Below are 21064 nucleotides of genomic sequence, written 5' to 3'. Positions count from 1 at the left end.
GTTAGTCGGTCCCTAAGGCGAGGCCGAAAGGCGTAGTCGATGGAAAACGGGTTAATATTCCCGTACCAGCAAATGTGTGCGATGGAGGGACGCAGTAGGATAGCTCAGCCGGCTGTTGGATATGCCGGTGTAAGTGCGTAGGCTTAAGGAATAGGCAAATCCGTTCCTTTTTAAGGCCGAGACACGATGCCGTAACTTTACGTTTGAAGTGAGTAATTCCAGACTGCCTAGAAAATCTTCTAAGTTTAGCATTTGTTGACCGTACCGCAAACCAACACAGGTAGTCGGGTCGAGTAGACCAAGGCGCTTGAGAGAACTCTGGTTAAGGAACTCGGCAAAATGATCCCGTAAGTTAGCGAGAAGGGATGCTCCAGACGGTGACTTGATTCACTTAATGAGCTGTTTGGAGCCGCAGAGAATCGGGGGGGGCGACTGTTTACTAAAAACATAGGTCTCTGCTAAGTCGTAAGACGATGTATAGGGACTGACGCCTGCCCGGTGCTGGAAGGTTAAAAGGAGGTGTTAGACTTCGGTCGAAGCTCCGAATTGAAGCCCCAGTAAACGGCGGCCGTAACTATAACGGTCCTAAGGTAGCGAAATTCCTTGTCGGGTAAGTTCCGACCTGCACGAATGGCGTAACGATCTCCCCACTGTCTCAACCAGAGACTCAGTGAAATTGAATTACCGGTGAAAATGCCGGTTACCCGCGGTAAGACGGAAAGACCCTGTGCACCTTTACTATAGCTTGACATTGGGTTTAGGGCTATCATGTGTAGGATAGGTGGGAGGCTTTGAAGTCGGCACGCCAGTGTCGGTGGAGCCAACCTTGAAATACCACCCTTGATAGTCTTGAATTCTAATCCAACGCCGTTATCCGGCTTGGAGACAGTGTCTGGTGGGTAGTTTGACTGGGGCGGTCGCCTCCCAAAAAGTAACGGAGGCTTGCAAAGGTTCCCTCAGGCTGATTGGAAACCAGCCGTCGAGTGCAAAGGCATAAGGGAGCTTGACTGTAAGACAGACATGTCGAGCAGGAACGAAAGTTGGTCTTAGTGATCCGGTGGTTCCGCATGGAAGGGCCATCGCTCATAGGATAAAAGGTACGCCGGGGATAACAGGCTGATCGCGCCCAAGAGTTCACATCGACGGCGCGGTTTGGCACCTCGATGTCGGCTCATCACATCCTGGGGCTGAAGCAGGTCCCAAGGGTTCGGCTGTTCGCCGATTAAAGTGGTACGCGAGCTGGGTTTAAAACGTCGTGAGACAGTTTGGTCCCTATCTACCGTGGGCGTAGGATAATTGAAGAGGGTCTGTCCCTAGTACGAGAGGACCGGGGTGGACGAACCTATGGTGTTCCTGTTGTCGCGCCAGCGGCATTGCAGGGTAGCTAAGTTCGGAAGGGATAACCGCTGAAAGCATCTAAGCGGGAAGCCTGCCTCAAGATTAGTTATCCCTATGCTTTAGCATCTAAAGATTCCAGGTAGACCACCTGGTTGATAGGCTGGAGGTGTAAGTGCAGTGATGCATTCAGCTGACCAGTACTAATAAATCGTGCGACTTATTTTTCTTCTCTTCCCTTAACTTTAACCCTAAACGGTTGAAGCTAATGGAACTCTAATTCTTCTCTATTAAACAATATATTTTGCTCAAACGAGCAAGCAAATTTGCTTGCGGCCATTGAGGAGAGGTCACACCCGACCCCATTCCGAACTCGGAAGTTAAGCTCTCCATCGCCGATGATACTGCTAGGTAGCTAGTGGGAAAGTAGGTCGCCGCAAGCTTTTTTATTTCAAAGCCCCCTTGTTAACTCAAGGGGGCTTTACTTGTTTGGGGCGGGATTGGTTTTGGAAGGTACGGGGAGTGAGGGGAAGGGGGGCGTTTTTTCGCTACCGCCCTTGCTTGTTCGTAAGACGAGGAGTATAAAGTCGTCTGATAAATATATGTCAGGAGAGATTCAATGCATATCGAAGATTATGAATCCTATGAAAACATTTCATTCGAAAATGTTGATCTAGAAGATCAGACTTTGCTGGAAGTTAATTTTTACAGATGTACTTTTGAAGCTTCTTCTCTTCAGTATGCCGAGTTTATAGATTGTGAATTTCAAGAATGCCGTTTCGTAGGCTGTAATATGTCTGTTGCAGTCTTTTCAAATTCAAAGGTTATCGACACTGAATTTCGGGACTCAAAGTTGCTGGGTATAAACTGGGGAAATCTTGGGCCTGTAATAGTGGCCCGTTACTCTAATTGCCTCATGGATAGATGTGCATTCAGCAGTCAAAACTTGCTTAAGGTTAAATTCAACTCCTGTTCATTGAGAGAAGCTTCATTTTCTGATTGTAAGTTGGCGCGAGTAAAATTTGATGATTGTGATTTTGCAGGCTGCCAGTTTCATCAGGCTGATTTGAGTAGTGCTGATTTCACCTCGTCCAGAAATTACTTTATGAATGCTGAGACGAACAAACTTAAAAAAACTAAATTTTCATTACCAGAAGCGGTCTCATTGCTAGCCAATCTGGATATTGAATTGAAAGAGTAAATTTATTCTCCTACAGCTATTTCCCATCTCGTTCGCAGCATCTCACAGATTTCTTCCTGCGTATTAGCTGTCATTAATTCCATATCAAGTGGAATGCGGTTATCGAGAGCAGCTAGCTTCTCTATATAATTGTCGACCTTGCGGGGTGAGAATTTATACACCTTGCTTTCGAAGAAAATTTTTTCTGCATTGTGAATTTGCAGATACATGATCGGAGCCAGTCGTGGTTTCATGAACGGAGAGTAGTCTTCGTCATCTTCTTGAGGTTCTGGAGTCGGTTGCTCAATAAATATATCTTTAATGTTTTCCCATGGAATATATTTGGTGACTGTCCCATTTATCCTGATCCCGTCATCACTTGTTTCTAAAAAATATTTTTGGGCATTAAGAGTTATCATCTTCCAGAGAAACGCAATTATTCCCAGTGTCGCCAGAATGCGAGCGAGATAAATTTCACCATTGCTTTGTGCGGGATAGGAACCAAAAATGCTGAAGAGCAAAAATCCTATAGTTCCGAAAAGCCCAAAACCACACAGTGCAATACCTACTGGACGCATGTCATTTCTTAGAATAATTTCTTCTGGCAATACAGACTCCGGTTGGTCATAAAAATTACATCCTGTTATTATATAAATATTTTTTATTAAAAATGTCTATACGAATTCCAGAAAACTACTGACCGTCTTATTCGCATTTCGATTCAATCTTTTACTCCTCAATTAATTTATGCTGACACTTGTCCTTTCTGCATTGATCCCACTGTTTTTGATGGTTCTAGCCGGGGCTGTTTCGTTCCGGCGTGAAATATTGCCTGAAAATTCTGCAACAGTTTTGAACGGGTTTGTTTATTATTTTACCTTGCCTGCCTTGCTTTTCAGCTCGCTGGCTACAACTCCGTTTGAGGAAATTGCGCAGGTTCGTTTCATTGGCGGCTATCTTTCCGCAATGATTGGAGCTTACTGGCTCATGTTTCTGGCTTCGAAACTTATATTCAAAAGCCATTTTACTGAAGACGGAATCCGGGCCAGCTCAGGTAGTTTTCCTAACTCAGCTTATCTCGGCCTTCCGATCATGATGTATCTTTATGATGGCAGCAGGCAGGCTTTGATAGCCACTACGCTGGCGATAATTCTTCCAATCGTTATTGTCATAATGGTTGTGGCTACTTTTGAGCTGCATCGCGCGGATAAAACTAAGTCTACTTTTGGTATAGTCGGGCAGATCGCTTTGTCCATGCTCAAGACCCCTTTGATCGGAGCTTCATTTGTAGGGGCAGCATTCTCTTTTTTACATTTGAAGTTACCGGGATTTTTGGCTGACGGGTTGCATAATTTCGGCATGGCTTCGGTCCCTTGTGCCTTGTTTGCAATAGGAATTCTTATTGTACGTCAGAAGATGGAGATGAAATGGTTCAATATCGGGCTGGTGAATTTTTTTAAATTAATATTGCATCCGCTTCTTGCTGCCGGATGCTTATTTCTTTTCGGGGTGCGAGGACAGGAATTGCTTATGGGCGTATTGTTGTCGGGAATGCCGACTGCGGCGCTGTGTTGTGTGCTTGCTGAATCCTATAGTACCTGTGAAACAGAAACTTCAGCAACCGTACTGGTCTCCATGATTCTATACATCCCAACCATGTTCCTGACTCTCATCGTGGCTGAAGCTTGCGGGATACCCTTGATTCGCGGTTAGGATTTATTTTTCCTGAAAGATAAAGGCCGGGGTGATTTCACTCCGGCCTTATTTTTTACTGAGCTGCTTTTTGTAATGCAATGGTTCTTAGTTGCTGCATTTTGGCCTTATCTTGCAGCAGGGCTTTCATTTCCGGGTTGTTGGATATGATGAATGATATTAGTGAGCTGGTCAGTTTTTGGTCGTATTTCGCTTTGCTTTCGGTGAGGATAATTGCTGCGAGAATAGGATTGAGCCCGGGTCTGTGGTAACGGTCGGCGATCATACCGCAAAAAGCATCTGAGATTGCGCAGACCTTTGCTTCCAAAGTTATCGCATCTCCGCGCCTTCCTTTGGGATAGCCGCTTCCGTCCAACCGTTCATGGTGATCGAATACGCAGGATTTGATGATTTCATCCCTGATTTCAAGGCGGTTAAGCATTTTTTCCGCAATATCGACATGCTCCTGCATGCGCATTCTTTCTTTGTACAGCAGTTTTGAGTTTTTCCCGGTTACAGCTGAAGGGATCTGGGTCATTCCCAGATCGTGGAGGACCAGTCCCAAAGCAAGAGGCTTAAGGTCCATTTTTTCCCCGGGTTTGTAGAGGACTTTTAAATAGATGGATGTACCGACAAAAAGTGTGTTTACCGCATGGCAACAAAGGTCTTTTTCCCGTTTAAGTGTATTGAAAAAGTATGTCCATCTGTTGGGATCAACCCACACGTATTCGCAAAAAATAGCCAGAACAGTGCTAAGCTCGGTTAGAGTTTCGCCAATGGGATTGGAGTAAAAAGAACGTACTTTTTCCAGAACTCCTTCATAGAAAATTTCTGCAGCTGCAGCCTCGTCCAGAAAATGTTCAGTCAGTAATGCACCAAGGTTCTGACTGATGTGGCCGGCAAGTGATGCGTAGTCTTCTTTGGATATGAACAGATTTCCGTCACTACAGTAGTTATTAACCAGTTCCTGTTTCTTGTCGGAGAGTCTTGTGTCTTTCGCAAAAAGAGGTACGACACGTTGAAATTCGTCATCGTGTATGCAAAGAGATACAGGTAGTCTGCTGCCGAATGTATTTAAAATATTAAAACTGATTTGCAAGAACTCCTCAGTTCCGGCATTCTGGCTTTCCGCATCATTGTTCATGGTACTGATTCCTTTCAGTAGAGAGCACTTTCCAAATGCTAAAAATTAAACGATATTGAAGATTATTATAGCGGGGTTAAAAAGTAAATACCCGTCTTAATATATTGTTAATCTTTCGCTTGATTTTATAGCTTTTTATCCAAATGTGTATGATGCAATGCTTAGCAAGGTACTATTAGGAGTAATTTGAGAGAAAGATTGAAGGGAAAATATGGCTGATAAAATACCAGATAAATTTATGAGTGTTTCAAAAAAATTACTTGAAGAAGACCCGGATTTGAAACGTAAGCTCGAGAAAGTCATGGGTCGTGTTGCGGATACAATTGTGAAAGCAAAGTATGTTCAGGATGATTCCCCAACATCACCGGAAAGTAAAAAGAGTAAAGATTAGCTCTTGGTTCTTAGAAAAGATTATCGCTTTTCCCGTAAGATTTCATTTCGCCCCGGTATGCTGAGAGGATGTCTTCTTTGCTGATAAAGCCGCTGAAGCTGCCGTTTTTCATTACCGGAAGGGTGCGCTTGCCACTGCGGTTCATTATTTCAAGAATTTCTGCCGCTCCCATACCATGTTCTATGATGGGAGCATTTCTGTCTATGGCTACCTCACCGATATTACTTTGTTGCTGATCGGGGTCAAGAATTGATGATCGTGCTGAAACCACGTCTACCATGCCAATGAATTCCTGAGTTTCGCTATTTATAATGGGGATGTGGGTTTGACTGGTGCTGGTTAATACTTTCAGGAATTCGCTCACCGTCATTTGCGGGCAGGCATAGGTCAGTTTATCGTGAACGAGCTGATCTGTATCTATATCAGCCAATATTTTTTCATCCGTTTTAGGGCGCAGAAGTTGTCCTTTCTCCACCAGATCCCGAAAATAAAAAGACGATGGTTCAAAAGAGTGAGTGAGCATGGATGAAAGGAAAGTGACGATCATGATGTGCATCACCGCTTGATATCCGTGGGTGATTTCCAGCACCAGAAAAACACTGGTCAGAGGGGCCTGCATCACTCCGCTGACGACTCCGGCCATACCCAGCAGGGCGTATGATCCTTCGCCGGTTAGTATGTTCTGGGGGATTATCTGGGAAATTACCCGGTAGTAGAATGCGCCGAAGAGTGATCCGATAACAAGGCAGGGAGCAAATATACCTCCTAAGCCACCACTTCCCAGAGTCAGCGACGTCGTGACTATTCTGAGCATTCCCATAAAAGCGATAAGCGCTATGCCGTCAGGCAGGGTTCCGTGAATGGCCATTTTGATGGAGGTGTATCCTTCGCCGAGTGCCAGCGGAAAGAATATACCGATTATCCCCACGGCCAGACCGCCGCAGGCAGCTTTGATCCACGGTTTATTGGTCAAAGAGGAACAGGCGGAACCTACCTGCCGGATCAAGCGGACAAAGAGCACTGAAACCAGTGCGGTCAGTACCGCCAGCAGGATGGAAGTTCCCAGATCGGTAATCCCCATGGGCGGGAATTGATCATTGAACGGTATAACGTTGCCTTCAAGCAGTCTTGACGTCTGAGTGGCAACAACTGAGGAGATTGCAATGGGAATGAGGTGGTAGGGAGTCCATTCCCCGAGAATGATTTCTACTGCGAAGATCATTCCGGTGACCGGGGCATTAAATATTGCTGAAATGGACCCTGCTGCCCCGCATCCGATGAGGGTCATGCGTGATTGTCCGCTCATTTTGAATAGCCGGGACAGGTTAGAACCCATCGCTGAACCGCTGACCACGACCGGGGCTTCCGGCCCTGCTGAGCCGCCGCTGGCAATGGTCAGTAAGCTGGTCAAAAGCGAGCTGATGATTGATATGGGGCGGAGGATGCCCTGTTTTAAGCCCACTTTTGCGATGACTTCTCCTACACCGTGTCCGCCTGATTCCTTGAATATATTTTTACTCAGGATAACAGCAAGAGTGGCGCCCACTGCGGGCAGCATGAACATCCACCAGTGCTGGGAATTGGTCATGCGCAGCGTGCTGAGATAATCAAGTGCCCTGTTCAAAACCACGGCAGCCAATGCAGAGCAACACCCTATTACGGTTGCGGCAAAAATGAGTTTTGCATTGCGCGAAGGGGCCCGTTTATGCAGGAAGTGTTTCAGTTCCGCCGGGCTGATGTTGTTACCTGATTTGATCATGGCTGCCTGATTCCTTTTGGGACTTAATAGAGTAGTCCTACCACAGCTCCGGTCATGCAGGTAGCCAAAGTTCCTCCTATTACTGATTTTGTACCCAGGGCTACTATCTCATCCTTGCGAGAGGGGGCGATGGAAACAAGACCGCCGATAAGAATTCCGAGGCTGCCGAGGTTTGCAAATCCGCACATGGCATAGGTCATGATAATGGTTGAACGCGGGGAAAGTGTTCCGGCAGGAAGTCCTGCAAGTTGCAGGTAGGCGAGAAATTCGTTGAGGATGGTCTTGGTCCCCATGAGCGAAGAGGCCGTATAAGCCTCGTGTGCCGGAATACCCATCAGCCAGACCACAGGCCACATGATGATACCGAGGATGCGTTGCAGGGTAAGCGGTTCGTTTTGAAAGTCGGGCAGAAAGGCGAGAATCTGGTTGGTCAGCGCTACCAGAGCAACCAGCACCAGAAGCATAGCCACAACATTGATGAGCAGGGAGACTCCATCGGAAGTTCCTTTGACTACGGCATCCATTGAGCTGGAAGCAGTGCTTTTGATGTTAAGGCCGTCTTCACCCTGATGCCCTTTTTGTTCCGGGACCATTATCCGGGAAATTAGAATCGCCGCCGGTGCGCTGATGATTGAGGCGGTCAGGATATGCCCGATAGCGCCGGGAAGTACCGGATTCAAAATTGAGGCATAAAGAACAAGCACTGTGCCGGATATTGTCGCCATACCGCTGATCATGAGGGTCATGAGTTCGCTGCGGCTCATCTTGTTTACATATGGGGCGATGATGATCGGTGCTTCGACCATGCCTACAAAAATATTGGAGGCAACCCCAAGTCCCAATGCTCCACCTATGTCCATTGTTTTTTGCAATGCCAAGGAAAAGCCCTTTACCACTACCGGAATTATCCTCCAGTAGAAGAGCAGGGCGGAAAGAGCACTGACCACAAGAATAAGCGGCAGGGCCCGGAAAGCAAGAGTCCAGCTCGCGCCCGGAGAAGTTTCGGCAAAGGGGAGCGGCCCCCCGCCAAGATAACCGAAGATAAAGCTTGTTCCGGCTTGCGTGGCTTGTTGCAGTGCATCTACAGCGTGGTTCAAATACATGATCAGGTCACTGAAAAAAGGTACTTTTAGCATGAGTGCCGCTACAGTAAATTGAAGGGCCATCCCGATAATAATGTTTTTCAGGCTGAGTCCCTTTTTATTTTCGCTGAACAGCCATGCGATGAATACCAAACCGAACAGTCCGACCAAGCTTTGAATCATTTTCTATTATCCTTTGTAAGCAGAGTATTTGAAATATTAATGTGGATTACATTATACTCGGCCGGGCTGCAATGGTGATGGATTTTGTCGCTGGATTTTAATCATGTCTCTTGAACCTTTCTGTTTTTGAAGTTAGTATCTTTCAAATTGTGTTCTAAGTAGGAAAAGACCGTGAACTGAAGGTGATCCTGCTCTTGGAGAAAACTTCTGATGTAGGGAATGTCTATATGAATGTTGAACTTGCTAAGCCGTTTATCAAGGCTGCAGTGGATGTGCTGTCAATGATGGCCATGATCACTCCGAAGCCGGGAAAGCCTTATGTAAAAAAAACCAAGACCGCTGTAGGTGACGTTACAGGGTTGGTGGGTATTACCGGTGATATGAATGGTACAATATCAATATCCTTCACAAAGAATTGTGCGGTGACCATTGTTAAGAATATGCTTGGCGACGATGTTCAGGATATCGTTCAGGATGTTCAGGATGCTGTTGGTGAGATTACCAATATGGTGTCCGGTCAGGCCAGAGCCGGGCTTGCTGAACAGGGCCTCAGTTTTTCTGGGGCCACACCTTCGGTAATTATGGGAGATAACCATACCATTACCCACATTGCCAATACTCCCATTATGGCTATCCCCTTCACCACCGATGCCGGGGAATTTACCATTGAATTCTGTTTTGAATAAAAACAAAGTTCCACTGTAAAAAAGAGAGATTACAATATGTCTATGTTAATCGGTTTCAGAGAAAAATCTTTCTTGGATAAGATCAGCATTCTCAATGAAGTTGCCACTGCAAAAGATCCGGTTGAGCTGGAAGCTCTGCTGGACCTGTTCCAGAATCCGCTTGAAGATACTTCTGTTGACTATATGGTTGTAACCGCTTTGAACGGTGTTCTTTCCGCTGATGAGCAAAAGACGGTAGAACTTCTGAGCAAGGAAGATGGCAAATTACGTATCCTGTGCATCAGGGTTTGTGGAGAATTTCAGTTCAAAAGTGCTGTTCCTGTTCTCATGCAGATGGCTGATGAAGCCTCTGATCCAGACTTTTTATTCGAGGTTCTTACCTCGCTTTCAAAGATTGGCGGCCCTGAATCTCTTGAACTTTTCCGTTCCAATATCAATAACGACGATGACCTGATCGTGGTTATGTCCATAGAGATGCTTGCAGAACTCAAGGACGAGCAGTCCATTCCCGAACTCAAGGGATTTGTTGAGCGCAACAACGAGGAAGATCGCTACGAAGTGTGCGATCTGACCACATGGAAGGCAGTTGAATGCCTCGCTACCATAGGTACGGACGAAGCCCTTGATTTTATTGTTTCCAACCTGCACCACCGTAACCCCACCGTACGCCGGGTAGTTACCGACTCTCTGACAGTTCTGGGAAGTAGGGCAGTTCCTTACCTGAATAAGATCATCAGTCCTGATACTGCGAAAGATGATATGATCCTCGCTGCCAACGTACTTGGTTTCATCGGGGACAAGGAAGCTCTTGATGGGCTCATGGATGCCATTGAGAAGCAGTATTCCACTGACTCAAGCGTTAAGTACGCCATCTATGAAGCCATTGGCAGAATCGGCACCATGAAGGGTGTGATCAGCCTTATCGATGGTCTGGAAGATGATGACGAACTCATCACCGTGGCGGTCATGACCGGCCTTGACGGACTGGTTAATCCCGGCGTGACCAAAAAGCTGGTTGAGATAGTAGGTCAGGGCGGCAGCAAGGCCGGAAAGATTTTGCGGGCTATTGTTACCGCCAAGGCAGTGAATGTATTTCAGGCTCTGTATGCTGAAGGCAAGATCGGCCGTTTCCTGATGAATGCCGTGGCAGCTTCCAAAGATGCTGAAGTGCATGAAGCTTTCCGCGCCAAGCTGGTTGAGATTGGCGGTGCAGAAGCAGAAGCTGATATGGCCAGGTTGCCTGAAGCTGTTGTTGCAGGTGGTAAGAGGGCTCTGGCTGTGGATGACTCCAAATCCATGCTTGCACTCTATCGAAGCATTCTTACCAGTGGAGGGTATGAACCCACTGTGGCTGAAAACGGTCAGGATGCATACTCACACATTGAACTCAGTGAAGAATTTGATGTGATTATCACTGATATGAACATGCCGGTTATGGACGGAATGGAATTTGTTTCCAAGCTCCGCCAGACTAACGGTTATGCGGATATCCCCGTAATCATGGTTACTACCGAATCTGAGTATTCCCAGCAGGAACTGGCCCGTAAGACCGGGGTGAACGATTTTATTACCAAACCGTTCACTGCTGATCAGCTCAAAGCCAAGATTGCTGAATACGTTTCTTAGAAAATATAGATCACAGCAAAGGGAGAACTGTTATGGTTCTCCCTTTTTTTTTATTGGTTTTGTATTTTGCGGATCGATTCAACTACCATTTTGCCCACCTGTCTGCTGTAAAGCATGGCTACGTGTCCCATGGCGTGAGTTCGTTTGAGTTGCCATTCTTCAGAGGTCGGTTCGAGGTTGGACCACGGCAGGACCAGTTCATCGGTGGGAGAGATAATGGCTGTTTTGGGTATATTCCTGGGATAGCCGATTTTGTTCTTCCCTTTAAAGAGACTGCCTTGCGGGTGCAGACTGCGTCCCAGTCTTCCGAGGGCTATGGTTGCGAGAATGCTGCCCCGGTAAGGTGTTCCAAGGGTAATAATCCCCGCGCACATTTTTTCAATTTCGGGGTCCTGTGCTGCTCCGCATGAAAGCAGACCGCCGAGACTGTGTCCGGTCAGGATGATTTCTCTTCCTGATTCCAAGTGCAATTTTGAAATTATATCCCGCAGTTCCAGCACCAGCTCCGGATAGGATGTAGTAAAGCTGTTGTATTGCCATGTGTGCAGGTTTGTGTATCCCGCAAGGTTCAAGCGATAGCGCATAGCCACCCATGCGACCTTGTTATGGTAAAGCCCGTGGGTCATGAGAATGGGAGTGTCATCCCCGTTTTTTTTGATCAGCGGAAGGTTGCTGAGAAAAGTGAAGGGGCGGGTGCAGATGGCTATGATCAGGCTTATGCCTGCTGATACAGTGGCCCGGGCAATGTCCTTGATCATCGGTCCGGTGCCTCTATTGCGTATTTCCGTTCTGTTGCAAAGGGCGGCAAAAATGATAAGCGGCAGTGGCAGCAGGATCAGCAGGGCGGTGAAAAAGATTATTTTCATCATGGTCAATGCGGGGTTGCGGTTAACATATTCTGTTTTCAATTGACGCAAATTGTTTCCGCCTGCAACATAATTATCAATCTTTACTGTTAAAAATGGAGATCTGGAGTGAAGAATACGGTTTTAAGTCTGGATATCGGCAGCGGGACTCAGGATGTTCTTTATTATATTAAAGGTGTGGAGATTGAAAACTGTTTCAAGTTCGTACTGCCTTCCCCGGCACGGGTAGTAGGGGAACGAATCAAGGAATTGACCGGACAGGGACGTGATATTTATCTTTCGGGCCGGAATATGGGCGGTGGTTTTGGAAGGTCTGTCTATCCCCATATGGAAGCGGGTTATAAAGTCTATGCCCATCCCCGTGCGGCTCTTGCCCTAGGTGATGATCTTTCCCGGCTGGAGAGTAACGGGATCATTCTTGCCGATGAAAAGCCGAAAGGGTGCGCGGAAGTTCCTCTTGCTGACTTTGATGCTGCATGGTGGAAGAATTTTTTTAAGGCGGCAGGTCTGGAGTATCCTGATTATGTGACTGCATCGGTACAGGATCACGGTTACCATCCCGGTAAAAGCAACCGTATAGGACGCTTTAATCTCTGGAAGCATTTGCTGCTGGAGAATGACGGACGTCCGGAGAGTCTCGTTTTTGAAGCCGTGCCTGATGAGTTTACCCGTATGGCTGAATTGCAGGATAGCATCGGTGGAGGGGCGGTTAGTGACACCGGTGCTGCGGCTGTGCTCGGAGCCCTTTTTGTGGATGAGATAATGGAACACAGCCACAGGCAGGGTGTCTGCCTGATCAATGTAGGGAACAGCCATACTGTTTCATTTTTACTCTATAAAGGCGCTGTTTACGGTGTTTATGAACACCATACCGGGAACATGACCCCGGAAAAATTATGGGATGATTCTCAGCGGTTCCGGCAGGGTAATATCAGTTTTCAGGATGTGTTTGATGACTGGGGTCATGGCTGTTTGACCCTTGAATTACCTGAAGAAGCTCAGGGCTTTGCTCCCACTTACGTGCTTGGTCCCCGGCGCGCCCTTTTGAACGGTTATCCTGTTGAGTTTCCGTCCCCCGGTGGTGATATGATGCTGGCCGGATGCTTTGGTTTGATTAAGGGACTGGGCTTAAAGGGGATATTGTAGTTAATAAAGTTACTTCTGGTCTTGCTCTGGACTGGTAATGACGATAATGGTGTATGAGATATATTTATTACTAATGTTGATCGGGTTTATTCAGACTCATAAACGGAAACAACAGATTCGGAATTATGCTGCGCACACTATTATTTGCCACATTACTGTTCCTGCCCGGGTGTACGGATATTTTTGCCGAAGGATGGCTGTCCGCTACTCTTACTGAGCTTGGGGCCGGTAATCTTGACAGGATTCTTATCCTCGGTGCGGCTATCATCATTACTGTTCTGCTTGTTTTTATCGGCTTTCTTTATCTGAACATAGACAAGAGAAAGAAAGTTGAGATTGAATTGCAGCGTGAGCGAGATCTCATGGGCAGTATTATGGAAACCAGTCCTATGGGAATCCTCGTCATGGATAATGACGGTAAAATTATTTTTGCCAATGATCAGGCAGCGCGGGTGCACGGTGTGGCCCGGGAAGAGATTATCGGCAAACAGCATAATGATCCCATCTGGAAAATTACTGCCCATGACGGGTCTCCCTTTCCAGAGGAAAGACTGGCTTTCAACCGCGTAATGAAAATCCGCAATGCTGTTCTTGATATCCGCCATGCTATTCATTGGCTGGACGGACGCAAGGTGCTCCTTTCCATCAACGCCTCGCCGATTATTTCAGATGACGGCAGTATCAAGAAAGTTGTTGCTTCTGTTGAGGATATAACCACCAGAAAGAAGGTGGAGGAAGCTCTCAAGGAAAGTGCTTACCGTTTTCGTTCACTGGTCAAGACCGCAGAAAGCGTGATCATATTGCTTTCTCCTGACAAAAAGATTCTTGAGTTCAACCGCATGGCCGAGCAACTTTTCGGTAGAACCCGGCATGAGGTTCTTGGCCGGGATTATTACGAACTTTTTGTTCCTGAAAGATTCTGGCCGGATCATAACCGCCAGTTTGCAACTGTTCTTTCCGGCAATCCCCTGCGGCTGCTGGAGAATTATGTGCTCGCCAGAGGAGGCGAGGAACGGATGATCCAATGGTCTCTTTCCCGCCTGCTGGATGCCAAGGGCGGTGCTCTGGGCGTACTTGCGGTTGGTCAGGATATTACCGAGCGTAAGCGCAGTGAGGTGGAACTTTGTGAAGCCCGTGATGCCGCTGAAGAAGCCAGCCGTGCCAAGAGTGAATTCCTCGCCAATATGAGCCATGAAATCCGTACTCCGATCAGTGCAATTATCGGTATGAGCGAGATGACCCTGAATACTAATCTTACCGGAGAGCAGCAGGGCTATCTTGTCACAGTCAAAAAGGCTGCCGAGTCCTTGCTGCATATCATTAATGACATTCTCGATATTTCCAAAATCGAAGCACGCAAGATGGAGCTTCGGCCCGAAGATTTCAATCTTTATGAAATGCTGGAAAAGCAGCTTTCCGTGCTGAAGGTACAGGCCGAGGAAAAAGGCATCGAATTGCGGGCAAATGTCAGTGATGATGTCTCCCGCTGTTACCACGGTGATGAGTATCGCTTGGGGCAGATTATTATCAATCTTGTCGGTAATGCTATTAAGTTTACCGAAAAGGGATATGTGGAAGTTTCAGTTGATCACGTGGGAAGCTTTGAAGAGGGAGCGGTTCTTGAATTTCGGGTTAAGGATACCGGAATAGGTATTTCTGAAGATAAGTGTGAGAAATTGTTTGAAAGTTTTGTCCAGCTTAATGCCGGATATTCAAAGCGTCATCCCGGAAGCGGCTTGGGATTGGCAATTTCCCGCCAGTTGGTGGAAATGATGGGCGGGCATATAACCTTCAGCAGTAGGGAAGGCTGGGGGTCGGAATTTAAATTTACAGTCAGGCTCAAGTCCAGTGTTGGCGAATGTATCGAAACAGATACAGCATTTCTTGATGAGGGCAAGAATGATAAGGGCTTGGCCGCACGAATTCTGCTGGCCGAAGATAATGCCACCAACCAGCTTTACATTGCCCATTTTCTGACCGAACAGGGTTTTGAAGTGGAAACTGCTGAAAACGGCCTTGAAGCCTTGGACCTGCTGGATAATAGCGGTCCTTTTGATGTAATTCTTATGGATGTTCAAATGCCTGAAATGGACGGCCTTGAGGCTACCAAGAAAATCAGGGAGCAAGGGAATGAAATTCCTATTATCGCCCTGACCGCCTATGCCATGGAAGGAGACCGCGAAAAATTTCTCAGTAACGGCATGGATGCCTATTCGTCAAAACCGGTCAACATCGATGAACTGGTCCAGATTATCGGTAAGTTGGTCCCACGTACTAAACAATAAAAAAACCGCCATATACCTCAGGAATATGGCGGTTTTTTCTATTACTGTTCAGTTGTTTTCTCTTCAATATTTCCTACAAGGTCTTTGTGCAGGATTCCGGCAATCTGTTCCTTGAAGTCCATAAGTTCTTTCTTGTTGATACCGGCAATGATGTCTTCTGCGGTTTCAATTTCATCAAAGCCTTTATTCAAGGAGCAGATGAGGTGGATACCTACCTTTCTGCCTTCAAGATCAACGGTTCCGAGAATATTTGATTTCTTAATCTTTTTTCTGACCGCCTGCGGAAGCTGGGGAATAGCGAGGAGCATTTCGCGGGGGTAGAACAGGTAGCCGAAAGAGAAGTTCTCGGCAGTGAAGGCGTCATTCTGGAATCCGCCGTTGAGGTCCAGATCGCTGCCCTTAGCTGATTCGAGCATCTGCATAATGTCGGAGGCGATAGTTTCAGCGTAACCTTTATCCATGTTGTTTCTCCCTGAAATATTATGTAGCTTTTAGGCTGTTCATTTGTGACGAAGACAGCCCTGCAGTAGTTGCAGAGCAAAAAAAGAATCAAGCATTTGCGGCATACAGATGTCAAGTTGATACGGAGGCTTCAATAGATGAAATCTTACAGAAAGGAATTGTGGTTTGAGGTTCCGGGCAGGAGGGCGTTTATCAATATTACGCCAAAAGTTGAGGAATGCCTTGCCGAATCAGGGGTAAAGGAAGGTTTATGTCTGGTCAACGCCATGCACATTACAGCCAGTGTTTTTATTAATGATGATGAATCCGGTCTGCATCATGATTACGAAGTCTGGCTTGAAAAGCTGGCTCCTCATGAACCGGTCAGCCAGTATCGGCATAACGGCTATGAAGATAATGCCGATGCGCATATGAAGCGGCAGGTCATGGGGCGTGAAGTTGTAGTCGCCATTACTGAAGGGCAGCTCGATTTCGGAACTTGGGAACAGATTTTTTACGGAGAATTTGACGGCGGACGGCGTAAAAGGGTTCTGGTTAAAATTATAGGTGAGTAATAAATAAATCCGGGGAAGCCCCGGATTTATTTTTGCGTGCCAAAGGAAGTTTTACCCCACGGTTTGAACACCGAGACCCAGATCAGAAAAAGCAGGCAGCCGAAGACAGCGAATGCTGATATCTCATTCAGTAATTGGCTGCGCAGGTATTCCGGCGTTTGCAGTGCCAGCGCTCCGGTATTTCCGGAAAGCTCGCTCATATGGTCCAGCCAGGGCATGAAGCAGGTGAATCCGAAGAGGATGAAGATGATATTGACGATCCATTTGGTGATAATCCACTTGAATTTGAAAAATCCCCAAGAGCTTTTCCACGCAAAGATGAATCCGGTAAGCAGACAGCCCAGTGCGCCGGCTGTTACTACATATTGATCCACGAGTTTAAGGCATATATCCCGCCCGTAAAGGGCTTCACCTGAAGATGGAACAAACAGGCAGTGCAATAAGACCAGCGAAAGTGCGCCCCCGCCCCAGAGACAGGCACTGAGCATATGCAGGGCGCGAATCCACTTGGTTTGTTTGGCGGTAAGTTTTTCCATTTATTTGGTTCTGTTGTGTATATTCAATATTGTTTGCAATAAAGTGTCTCTCTTAATGGGCTTAGACAGGAATTCGTCTGCCCCGGCGGAGATGCATTTATCCCGGTATTCAGCCGAAACGTGTGCGGTCAGCGCTATCACTCCGGTTGGCGGAAGGTTGTTTTCCTTTTCATAGCTCCTGAATTTAACCAAAAATTCAGGCCCATCCATGACCGGCATTTCCATATCCAGCAGGATGATATCAAAATTATCATTGGTTGCCAGCTTGAGTCCCTGCGCTCCGTCTGCTGCCATGGCCAGAGTTGTATCAGTGTCCTTTAGAAAATGTCGGATCAGGTCCCGGTTGGGAATATTATCTTCTGTCAGTAATATCTTTATAGGCGGTATTTCCCGGGATTTAGGCGCTGTACTTGCCTGCTCCTGTTCACATGAAAGGTCCAGCAGTTCCATCATGTTGTGCAGAAGTTGTCTGCGCGAAGTGGGAAGCTGTTGACCGCGTCCTTCTATGCCTTGCTGAAGGTGTTTCTTGTCAAAACACGCTCCTTGCTGGAGCATCAATACCGGCGGAAGTTTTATTCCATCTTCCTGCAATGAACGGAGCAGGTTCAGCCCTCCTGCGTTTTTTAAGGAAAGATCGTAAATCAGTAGTTTGTATTTGTCGTCCTGCGGGGATGAAAGCAGAATTTTAAGACTTTCTACAGTAGAGCAGGGGGTTGCGGTCCCATTGAAATAATTAATGGTTTCGCAGACCGATGCAAGAGTTTCAGAGTTGCGGATTGCAACCAGAATTTCCGAATATTCAAGGTTAGGTTCCGTAGCAGTAGTGGCCTGCGGTGCTCTGGGTAGAGGCAGGGTGACCATGAAGGTGCTGCCCTTGCCGGGAGTACTGCTGGCGGTAATTGTTCCCCCCATAAGTTCAGCCAGTTTGCGGCTGATGGAAAGTCCGAGACCGGACCCTCCGTACTTACGGGTGGTTGAGGAGTCTGCCTGTGAAAAAGGCTCAAAAATGGAGTCCAGTTTTTCCGGGGCAATTCCGATTCCGGTATCTGAAATTGTGAAAGTGATATTGTCCGTGGAATTGCTTTCCGGGGACCGTGAAACAACAATGGAAACTTCGCCGCTGCTGGTAAATTTAACTGCGTTGGCAAGGATATTGAGCAATATCTGGCGAATCCGGGTGGAATCACCAAGGACGATCTCCGGTACGTCTGGCTTGTAGCGCATGACCAGTTCCACATGGCGTGAAGAAGCGGCTGTGGCCTGAAGTTGCATGAGTGATTCAGTCTCTTGCAGCAGGTCAACAGGGATGTTTTCCAGCTTAACGTGATTTGCTTCAATTTTTGAAAAATCAAGAATATCGTTGATGATGGTGAGCAGTATTTCTCCCGATGACTCGAATATATTGACGTATTCTCCCTGCTCATCGGAGAGATCGGTGTTTTTAAGCAGATCGGCAACCCCCAGAATAGAGTTCAGGGGAGTGCGTATCTCATGACTCATGCTGGCAAGGAAAGCGCTTTTAGCTTCGTTGGCCTCTTCCGTTCTCAAGATGGCCTGTTCGAGTCTTTTCTCTGTTTTTTTATGCTCCTCAATTTCCTGATTAAGATCAGCCGTTCTGTTCTCGACTTCTTTAGCCAGAGTTTCTTTTTGTTTTTCCACGGTCCGGGTGCGTTGGCGTACAATCAGGAAAAACATGATGATGGCCAAGATTCCCAAAAGACCTTTGAACCATAACGTTTTCCAGAACGGAGGAATAATGGTCAGCTTTAAGCTGGCTCCATCATCATTCCATATGCCGTCACTGTTAGAGCCCCGAATTCTGAATATATAGTTACCCTGATCAAAGTTGGTGAATGTGGCTGTTGCGTCAGGGGAATCTATCCATTCATCATTGAAGCCTTCGAGCTTGTATTGGTACTTGTTCAGTTTTGGGTTTTGATAGTCGAGGGCAGCGAAATGAAAGCTGAACATGGCGTCTTTCCATGACAGGGTTACCTGACTGGATTCAGTGATGTTAGTTTTCAGATTTGCCGGAGCTCCCATTATTGTAAGGTCGGTGATGACCAGAGGAGGGGGAGTACGGTTAATTTTAATGTTACGGGGATCGAACATATTCAGCCCTTTCAATCCACCGAAGTATATCTTCCCGGTTTGGCCTTTGTTGTAGGAATTAATCCAGAATTCAATTCCCTGCAGCCCGTCTGAAGGACCGAAGTTCCAGACCTTTCCGTTGACCGGATCAAGGCGGGATATCCCTTTGAAGGTAGAGACCCAGATATGCCCATTGTCATCAATGCAGAGGCCTTGGATTCCGTCATTGGCAAGTCCGTTTGCTTCTGTATAGCGGGTGAATATGCCGGTTTGCGGATCAAATCTGTTCAGACCGGAATCTGTACCCAGCCAGAGCGAGCCGTCAGCAGCCTCGGCAACAGGTGTGACCCGGTTGTTTGAGAGTGATTGCGGATTCCCCGGTTCATGTTGATAATGTTTAAAGGTTCCTTCTCTGCGGTCCATCAGGTTTAGACCGGCATTGGTGCAGACCCAGAAGTTGTTGTTGCTGTCCTCGAAGATATTACGGACTCTTTTGTGTCCGAGGCTGGTCGGATCGGAATCGGAATGATCATAGCGTTTGAACTCACCGGTCTTGCGGTCAAGGCGATTGAGTCCTTTTTTGCTGGTTCCTATCCAGATGTAGCCCATGCTGCCTTCATATATCCACCAGATATTGTTCTGGCTGAGGGAGTTGGGGTTCTTCTTATCCCATTTGTACTTTTGTACTATTCCTTTATTCTTATCAATTACGAATACACCCTTTTTACGGGTTCCAACCCAGATAAGGCCGGAGCTGTCTTGAAAAATGCAGTTAATCCTGTTGCCTGAAAGCTTCCAAGAAGATGCTGATTTCGTGCTGTAAGCTTTGATTTCACCGGTTTGTGGATCATAGGTGTTAAGACCGTTTTTATAGGTTCCAATCCAGAGCAGTCCTTCCCGGTCTTCAAGTATTGCACTGACCTCAAGCCCTGAGAGAGTGCTTTTTTTCCAAGGTTGGCGGCTCAGTATACCGAAAGCCTGCATCTTTGGTGGAAGTTTGCTCAGCCCGTCAGTATAGGTGCCGACCCAGATGACCCCGGAGTTGTCTTCAAGCACCTTGGTCACCTTGTTGCTGCTCAGGCTTTGGTGGTCAAGCTGGTTGTTTTTGAAGAAATCGAATTTCATTTTTTCCGGGCTGGCTGATGCAGTTGACGGATCTCTTTTGCCCAACCCTTCAAGGGTCCCGAGCCAGAGATTGCCGGAACGGTCTTGATAAATGTCGTTTATTTCAAGGGATCGAAACAGGGTCTTGAATTTGTCCTGCTGCGTATCAAGAATCGAGATTCCCTTTTTGGTGCCTACCCACAGTTCATTTTTATTCTGTTGGTAAAAGCACAGCACTGTGTTGTCTCCCAGACTGCTTTTATCGCCCGGAGTATTTTTGTATGTTTTGAATTTTTTCTGTTCACTCTCGAAGAGGTTCAGCCCTATAGCCGTTCCTATCCATATATTCCCATCAAGATCTTCGTATATGGACCTGATCTCGTTATGGCTGAGACTTCCGGTATGTTCTGACTGCTGAAATCTGGTGAATGTTTCTGTATTGCGGTTAAACAGATTCACTCCGGAATGAGTACCAATCCATAAACGGCCTTTTGAGTCTTCAAATATTGCACTGACATTTGTACCGGAGAGAGAATCAGTCTTTTCTGCTATCGGCTGGTAGCTTTTGAAGCTGTCAGTCAGCCGGTCATAGCGGTTTAACCCACCACCTTTCGTGCCGACCCACAATACCCCGGCTTTATCTTCGTAGAGTGCCCGGATGTTACCATCTGACAGCATTCCGCTCTTTGTGCCGCTTTTATATACTTTGACGTTTCTGCCATCGTAACGGTTTAAGCCGTCGTATGTTCCGAACCACAGAAAACCACGTGAGTCTTGCAGCATGCACAGAATGGACGATTGCGACAGTCCTTCGTTTAACGAAAGGCGGTCAAACCTTAACTCTTCCTGATAAGCGAATGACGGTGTTATAGAAATAAGGAAGAATATAAGTGTTCCGTTGAAAATGGTCGCAAATCTGTTTCTCAATGACATGCGCTAAAT

Annotated in this window: 16 protein-coding genes and 2 rRNA genes (1 of these 18 only partly in view); 10 read left to right on the top strand and 8 right to left on the bottom strand. The window is 46.8% G+C overall.

All coding sequences use genetic code 11. The annotated features are described in order from the left end of the window. The 3 genes from DESAL_RS17040 to DESAL_RS17030 form a co-directional block, all read left to right on the top strand. A 23S ribosomal RNA gene (locus DESAL_RS17040) occupies window positions 1-1563 on the top strand (it extends 1373 nt beyond the left edge of the window). A gap of 100 nt (window positions 1564-1663) precedes the next feature. Beyond that, window positions 1664-1778, top strand: a 5S ribosomal RNA gene (rrf, locus tag DESAL_RS17035). Between the two features lie 176 nt (window positions 1779-1954). Next, window positions 1955-2536 carry a pentapeptide repeat-containing protein gene (locus tag DESAL_RS17030; RefSeq protein WP_015853209.1) on the top strand — a complete coding sequence of 194 codons (582 nt, stop codon included), beginning with the start codon at window positions 1955-1957 and terminating at the stop codon, window positions 2534-2536. Window positions 2537-2538: 2 nt separating this feature from the next. Here the strand turns inward: DESAL_RS17030 and DESAL_RS17025 are convergent, their stop codons facing one another. Continuing rightward, the gene (locus tag DESAL_RS17025; RefSeq protein ID WP_015853208.1) at window positions 2539-3123 is read right to left on the bottom strand and encodes a hypothetical protein; all 585 of its coding nucleotides are present in this window, start codon (window positions 3121-3123) and stop codon (window positions 2539-2541) included. A 139-nt stretch (window positions 3124-3262) separates the two neighbouring features. On the opposite strand from DESAL_RS17025, the gene DESAL_RS17020 reads away from it, so the two are divergent. Next, the gene (locus DESAL_RS17020) at window positions 3263-4228 is read left to right on the top strand and encodes an AEC family transporter (RefSeq protein ID WP_015853207.1); all 966 of its coding nucleotides are present in this window, start codon (window positions 3263-3265) and stop codon (window positions 4226-4228) included. A gap of 55 nt (window positions 4229-4283) precedes the next feature. Here the strand turns inward: DESAL_RS17020 and DESAL_RS17015 are convergent, their stop codons facing one another. Next, window positions 4284-5351 (bottom strand): HD-GYP domain-containing protein, encoded by a 1068-nt coding sequence (locus tag DESAL_RS17015; protein ID WP_015853206.1) that lies wholly within the window; start codon window positions 5349-5351, stop codon window positions 4284-4286. A 211-nt stretch (window positions 5352-5562) separates the two neighbouring features. Here DESAL_RS17015 and DESAL_RS17010 point away from each other — a divergent pair, with 211 nt between their 5' ends. Beyond that, the gene (locus DESAL_RS17010) at window positions 5563-5742 is read left to right on the top strand and encodes a hypothetical protein (protein WP_015853205.1); all 180 of its coding nucleotides are present in this window, start codon (window positions 5563-5565) and stop codon (window positions 5740-5742) included. Window positions 5743-5752: 10 nt separating this feature from the next. Here the strand turns inward: DESAL_RS17010 and DESAL_RS17005 are convergent, their stop codons facing one another. Both DESAL_RS17005 and DESAL_RS17000 read right to left on the bottom strand, forming a co-directional pair. Further along, complete coding sequence (locus tag DESAL_RS17005) at window positions 5753-7501, bottom strand: chloride channel protein (RefSeq protein WP_015853204.1); 1749 nt, start codon at window positions 7499-7501, stop codon at window positions 5753-5755. Between the two features lie 23 nt (window positions 7502-7524). Then, the gene (locus DESAL_RS17000; protein WP_015853203.1) at window positions 7525-8766 is read right to left on the bottom strand and encodes a NupC/NupG family nucleoside CNT transporter; all 1242 of its coding nucleotides are present in this window, start codon (window positions 8764-8766) and stop codon (window positions 7525-7527) included. 227 nt (window positions 8767-8993) lie between these two features. Here DESAL_RS17000 and DESAL_RS16995 point away from each other — a divergent pair, with 227 nt between their 5' ends. Both DESAL_RS16995 and DESAL_RS16990 read left to right on the top strand, forming a co-directional pair. Further along, window positions 8994-9452, top strand: a complete 459-nt coding sequence (locus DESAL_RS16995; RefSeq protein ID WP_015853202.1) for a chemotaxis protein CheX — start codon at window positions 8994-8996, stop codon at window positions 9450-9452. Between the two features lie 36 nt (window positions 9453-9488). Further along, the gene (locus tag DESAL_RS16990; protein ID WP_015853201.1) at window positions 9489-11078 is read left to right on the top strand and encodes a HEAT repeat domain-containing protein; all 1590 of its coding nucleotides are present in this window, start codon (window positions 9489-9491) and stop codon (window positions 11076-11078) included. A 50-nt stretch (window positions 11079-11128) separates the two neighbouring features. On the opposite strand, the gene DESAL_RS16985 is transcribed toward DESAL_RS16990, so the two are convergent. Continuing rightward, the gene (locus DESAL_RS16985) at window positions 11129-11995 is read right to left on the bottom strand and encodes an esterase/lipase family protein (RefSeq protein ID WP_015853200.1); all 867 of its coding nucleotides are present in this window, start codon (window positions 11993-11995) and stop codon (window positions 11129-11131) included. Window positions 11996-12052: 57 nt separating this feature from the next. Between DESAL_RS16985 and DESAL_RS16980 the strand changes: the two genes are divergently transcribed. Then, window positions 12053-13090: a DUF1786 domain-containing protein gene (locus tag DESAL_RS16980; protein ID WP_015853199.1), complete on the top strand. Its 1038-nt coding sequence runs from the start codon at window positions 12053-12055 to the stop codon at window positions 13088-13090. Window positions 13091-13215: 125 nt separating this feature from the next. After that, complete coding sequence (locus DESAL_RS16975) at window positions 13216-15375, top strand: PAS domain-containing hybrid sensor histidine kinase/response regulator (protein WP_015853198.1); 2160 nt, start codon at window positions 13216-13218, stop codon at window positions 15373-15375. Window positions 15376-15416: 41 nt separating this feature from the next. Here the strand turns inward: DESAL_RS16975 and DESAL_RS16970 are convergent, their stop codons facing one another. After that, on the bottom strand, window positions 15417-15836 hold the full coding sequence (locus tag DESAL_RS16970) for a hypothetical protein (RefSeq protein ID WP_015853197.1): 420 nt from the start codon (window positions 15834-15836) through the stop codon (window positions 15417-15419). Between the two features lie 138 nt (window positions 15837-15974). Here DESAL_RS16970 and DESAL_RS16965 point away from each other — a divergent pair, with 138 nt between their 5' ends. Further along, window positions 15975-16391, top strand: coding sequence for a secondary thiamine-phosphate synthase enzyme YjbQ (locus tag DESAL_RS16965; protein WP_015853196.1), 417 nt, complete (start codon window positions 15975-15977; stop codon window positions 16389-16391). 26 nt (window positions 16392-16417) lie between these two features. On the opposite strand, the gene DESAL_RS16960 is transcribed toward DESAL_RS16965, so the two are convergent. Beyond that, a complete protein-coding gene (locus DESAL_RS16960; protein WP_015853195.1) occupies window positions 16418-16927 on the bottom strand; it encodes a hypothetical protein in 510 nt (169 codons plus the stop codon). Beyond that, on the bottom strand, window positions 16928-21055 hold the full coding sequence (locus tag DESAL_RS16955) for a hybrid sensor histidine kinase/response regulator (protein WP_015853194.1): 4128 nt from the start codon (window positions 21053-21055) through the stop codon (window positions 16928-16930). Window positions 21056-21064 lie beyond the last annotated feature (9 nt).

The sequence above is a fragment of the Maridesulfovibrio salexigens DSM 2638 genome (assembly GCF_000023445.1).
Lineage (GTDB): Bacteria > Desulfobacterota > Desulfovibrionia > Desulfovibrionales > Desulfovibrionaceae > Maridesulfovibrio > Maridesulfovibrio salexigens.
The sequence above is the reverse complement of the archived record's forward strand: the minus strand, read 5'-3'. Positions and strand labels throughout refer to the sequence as shown.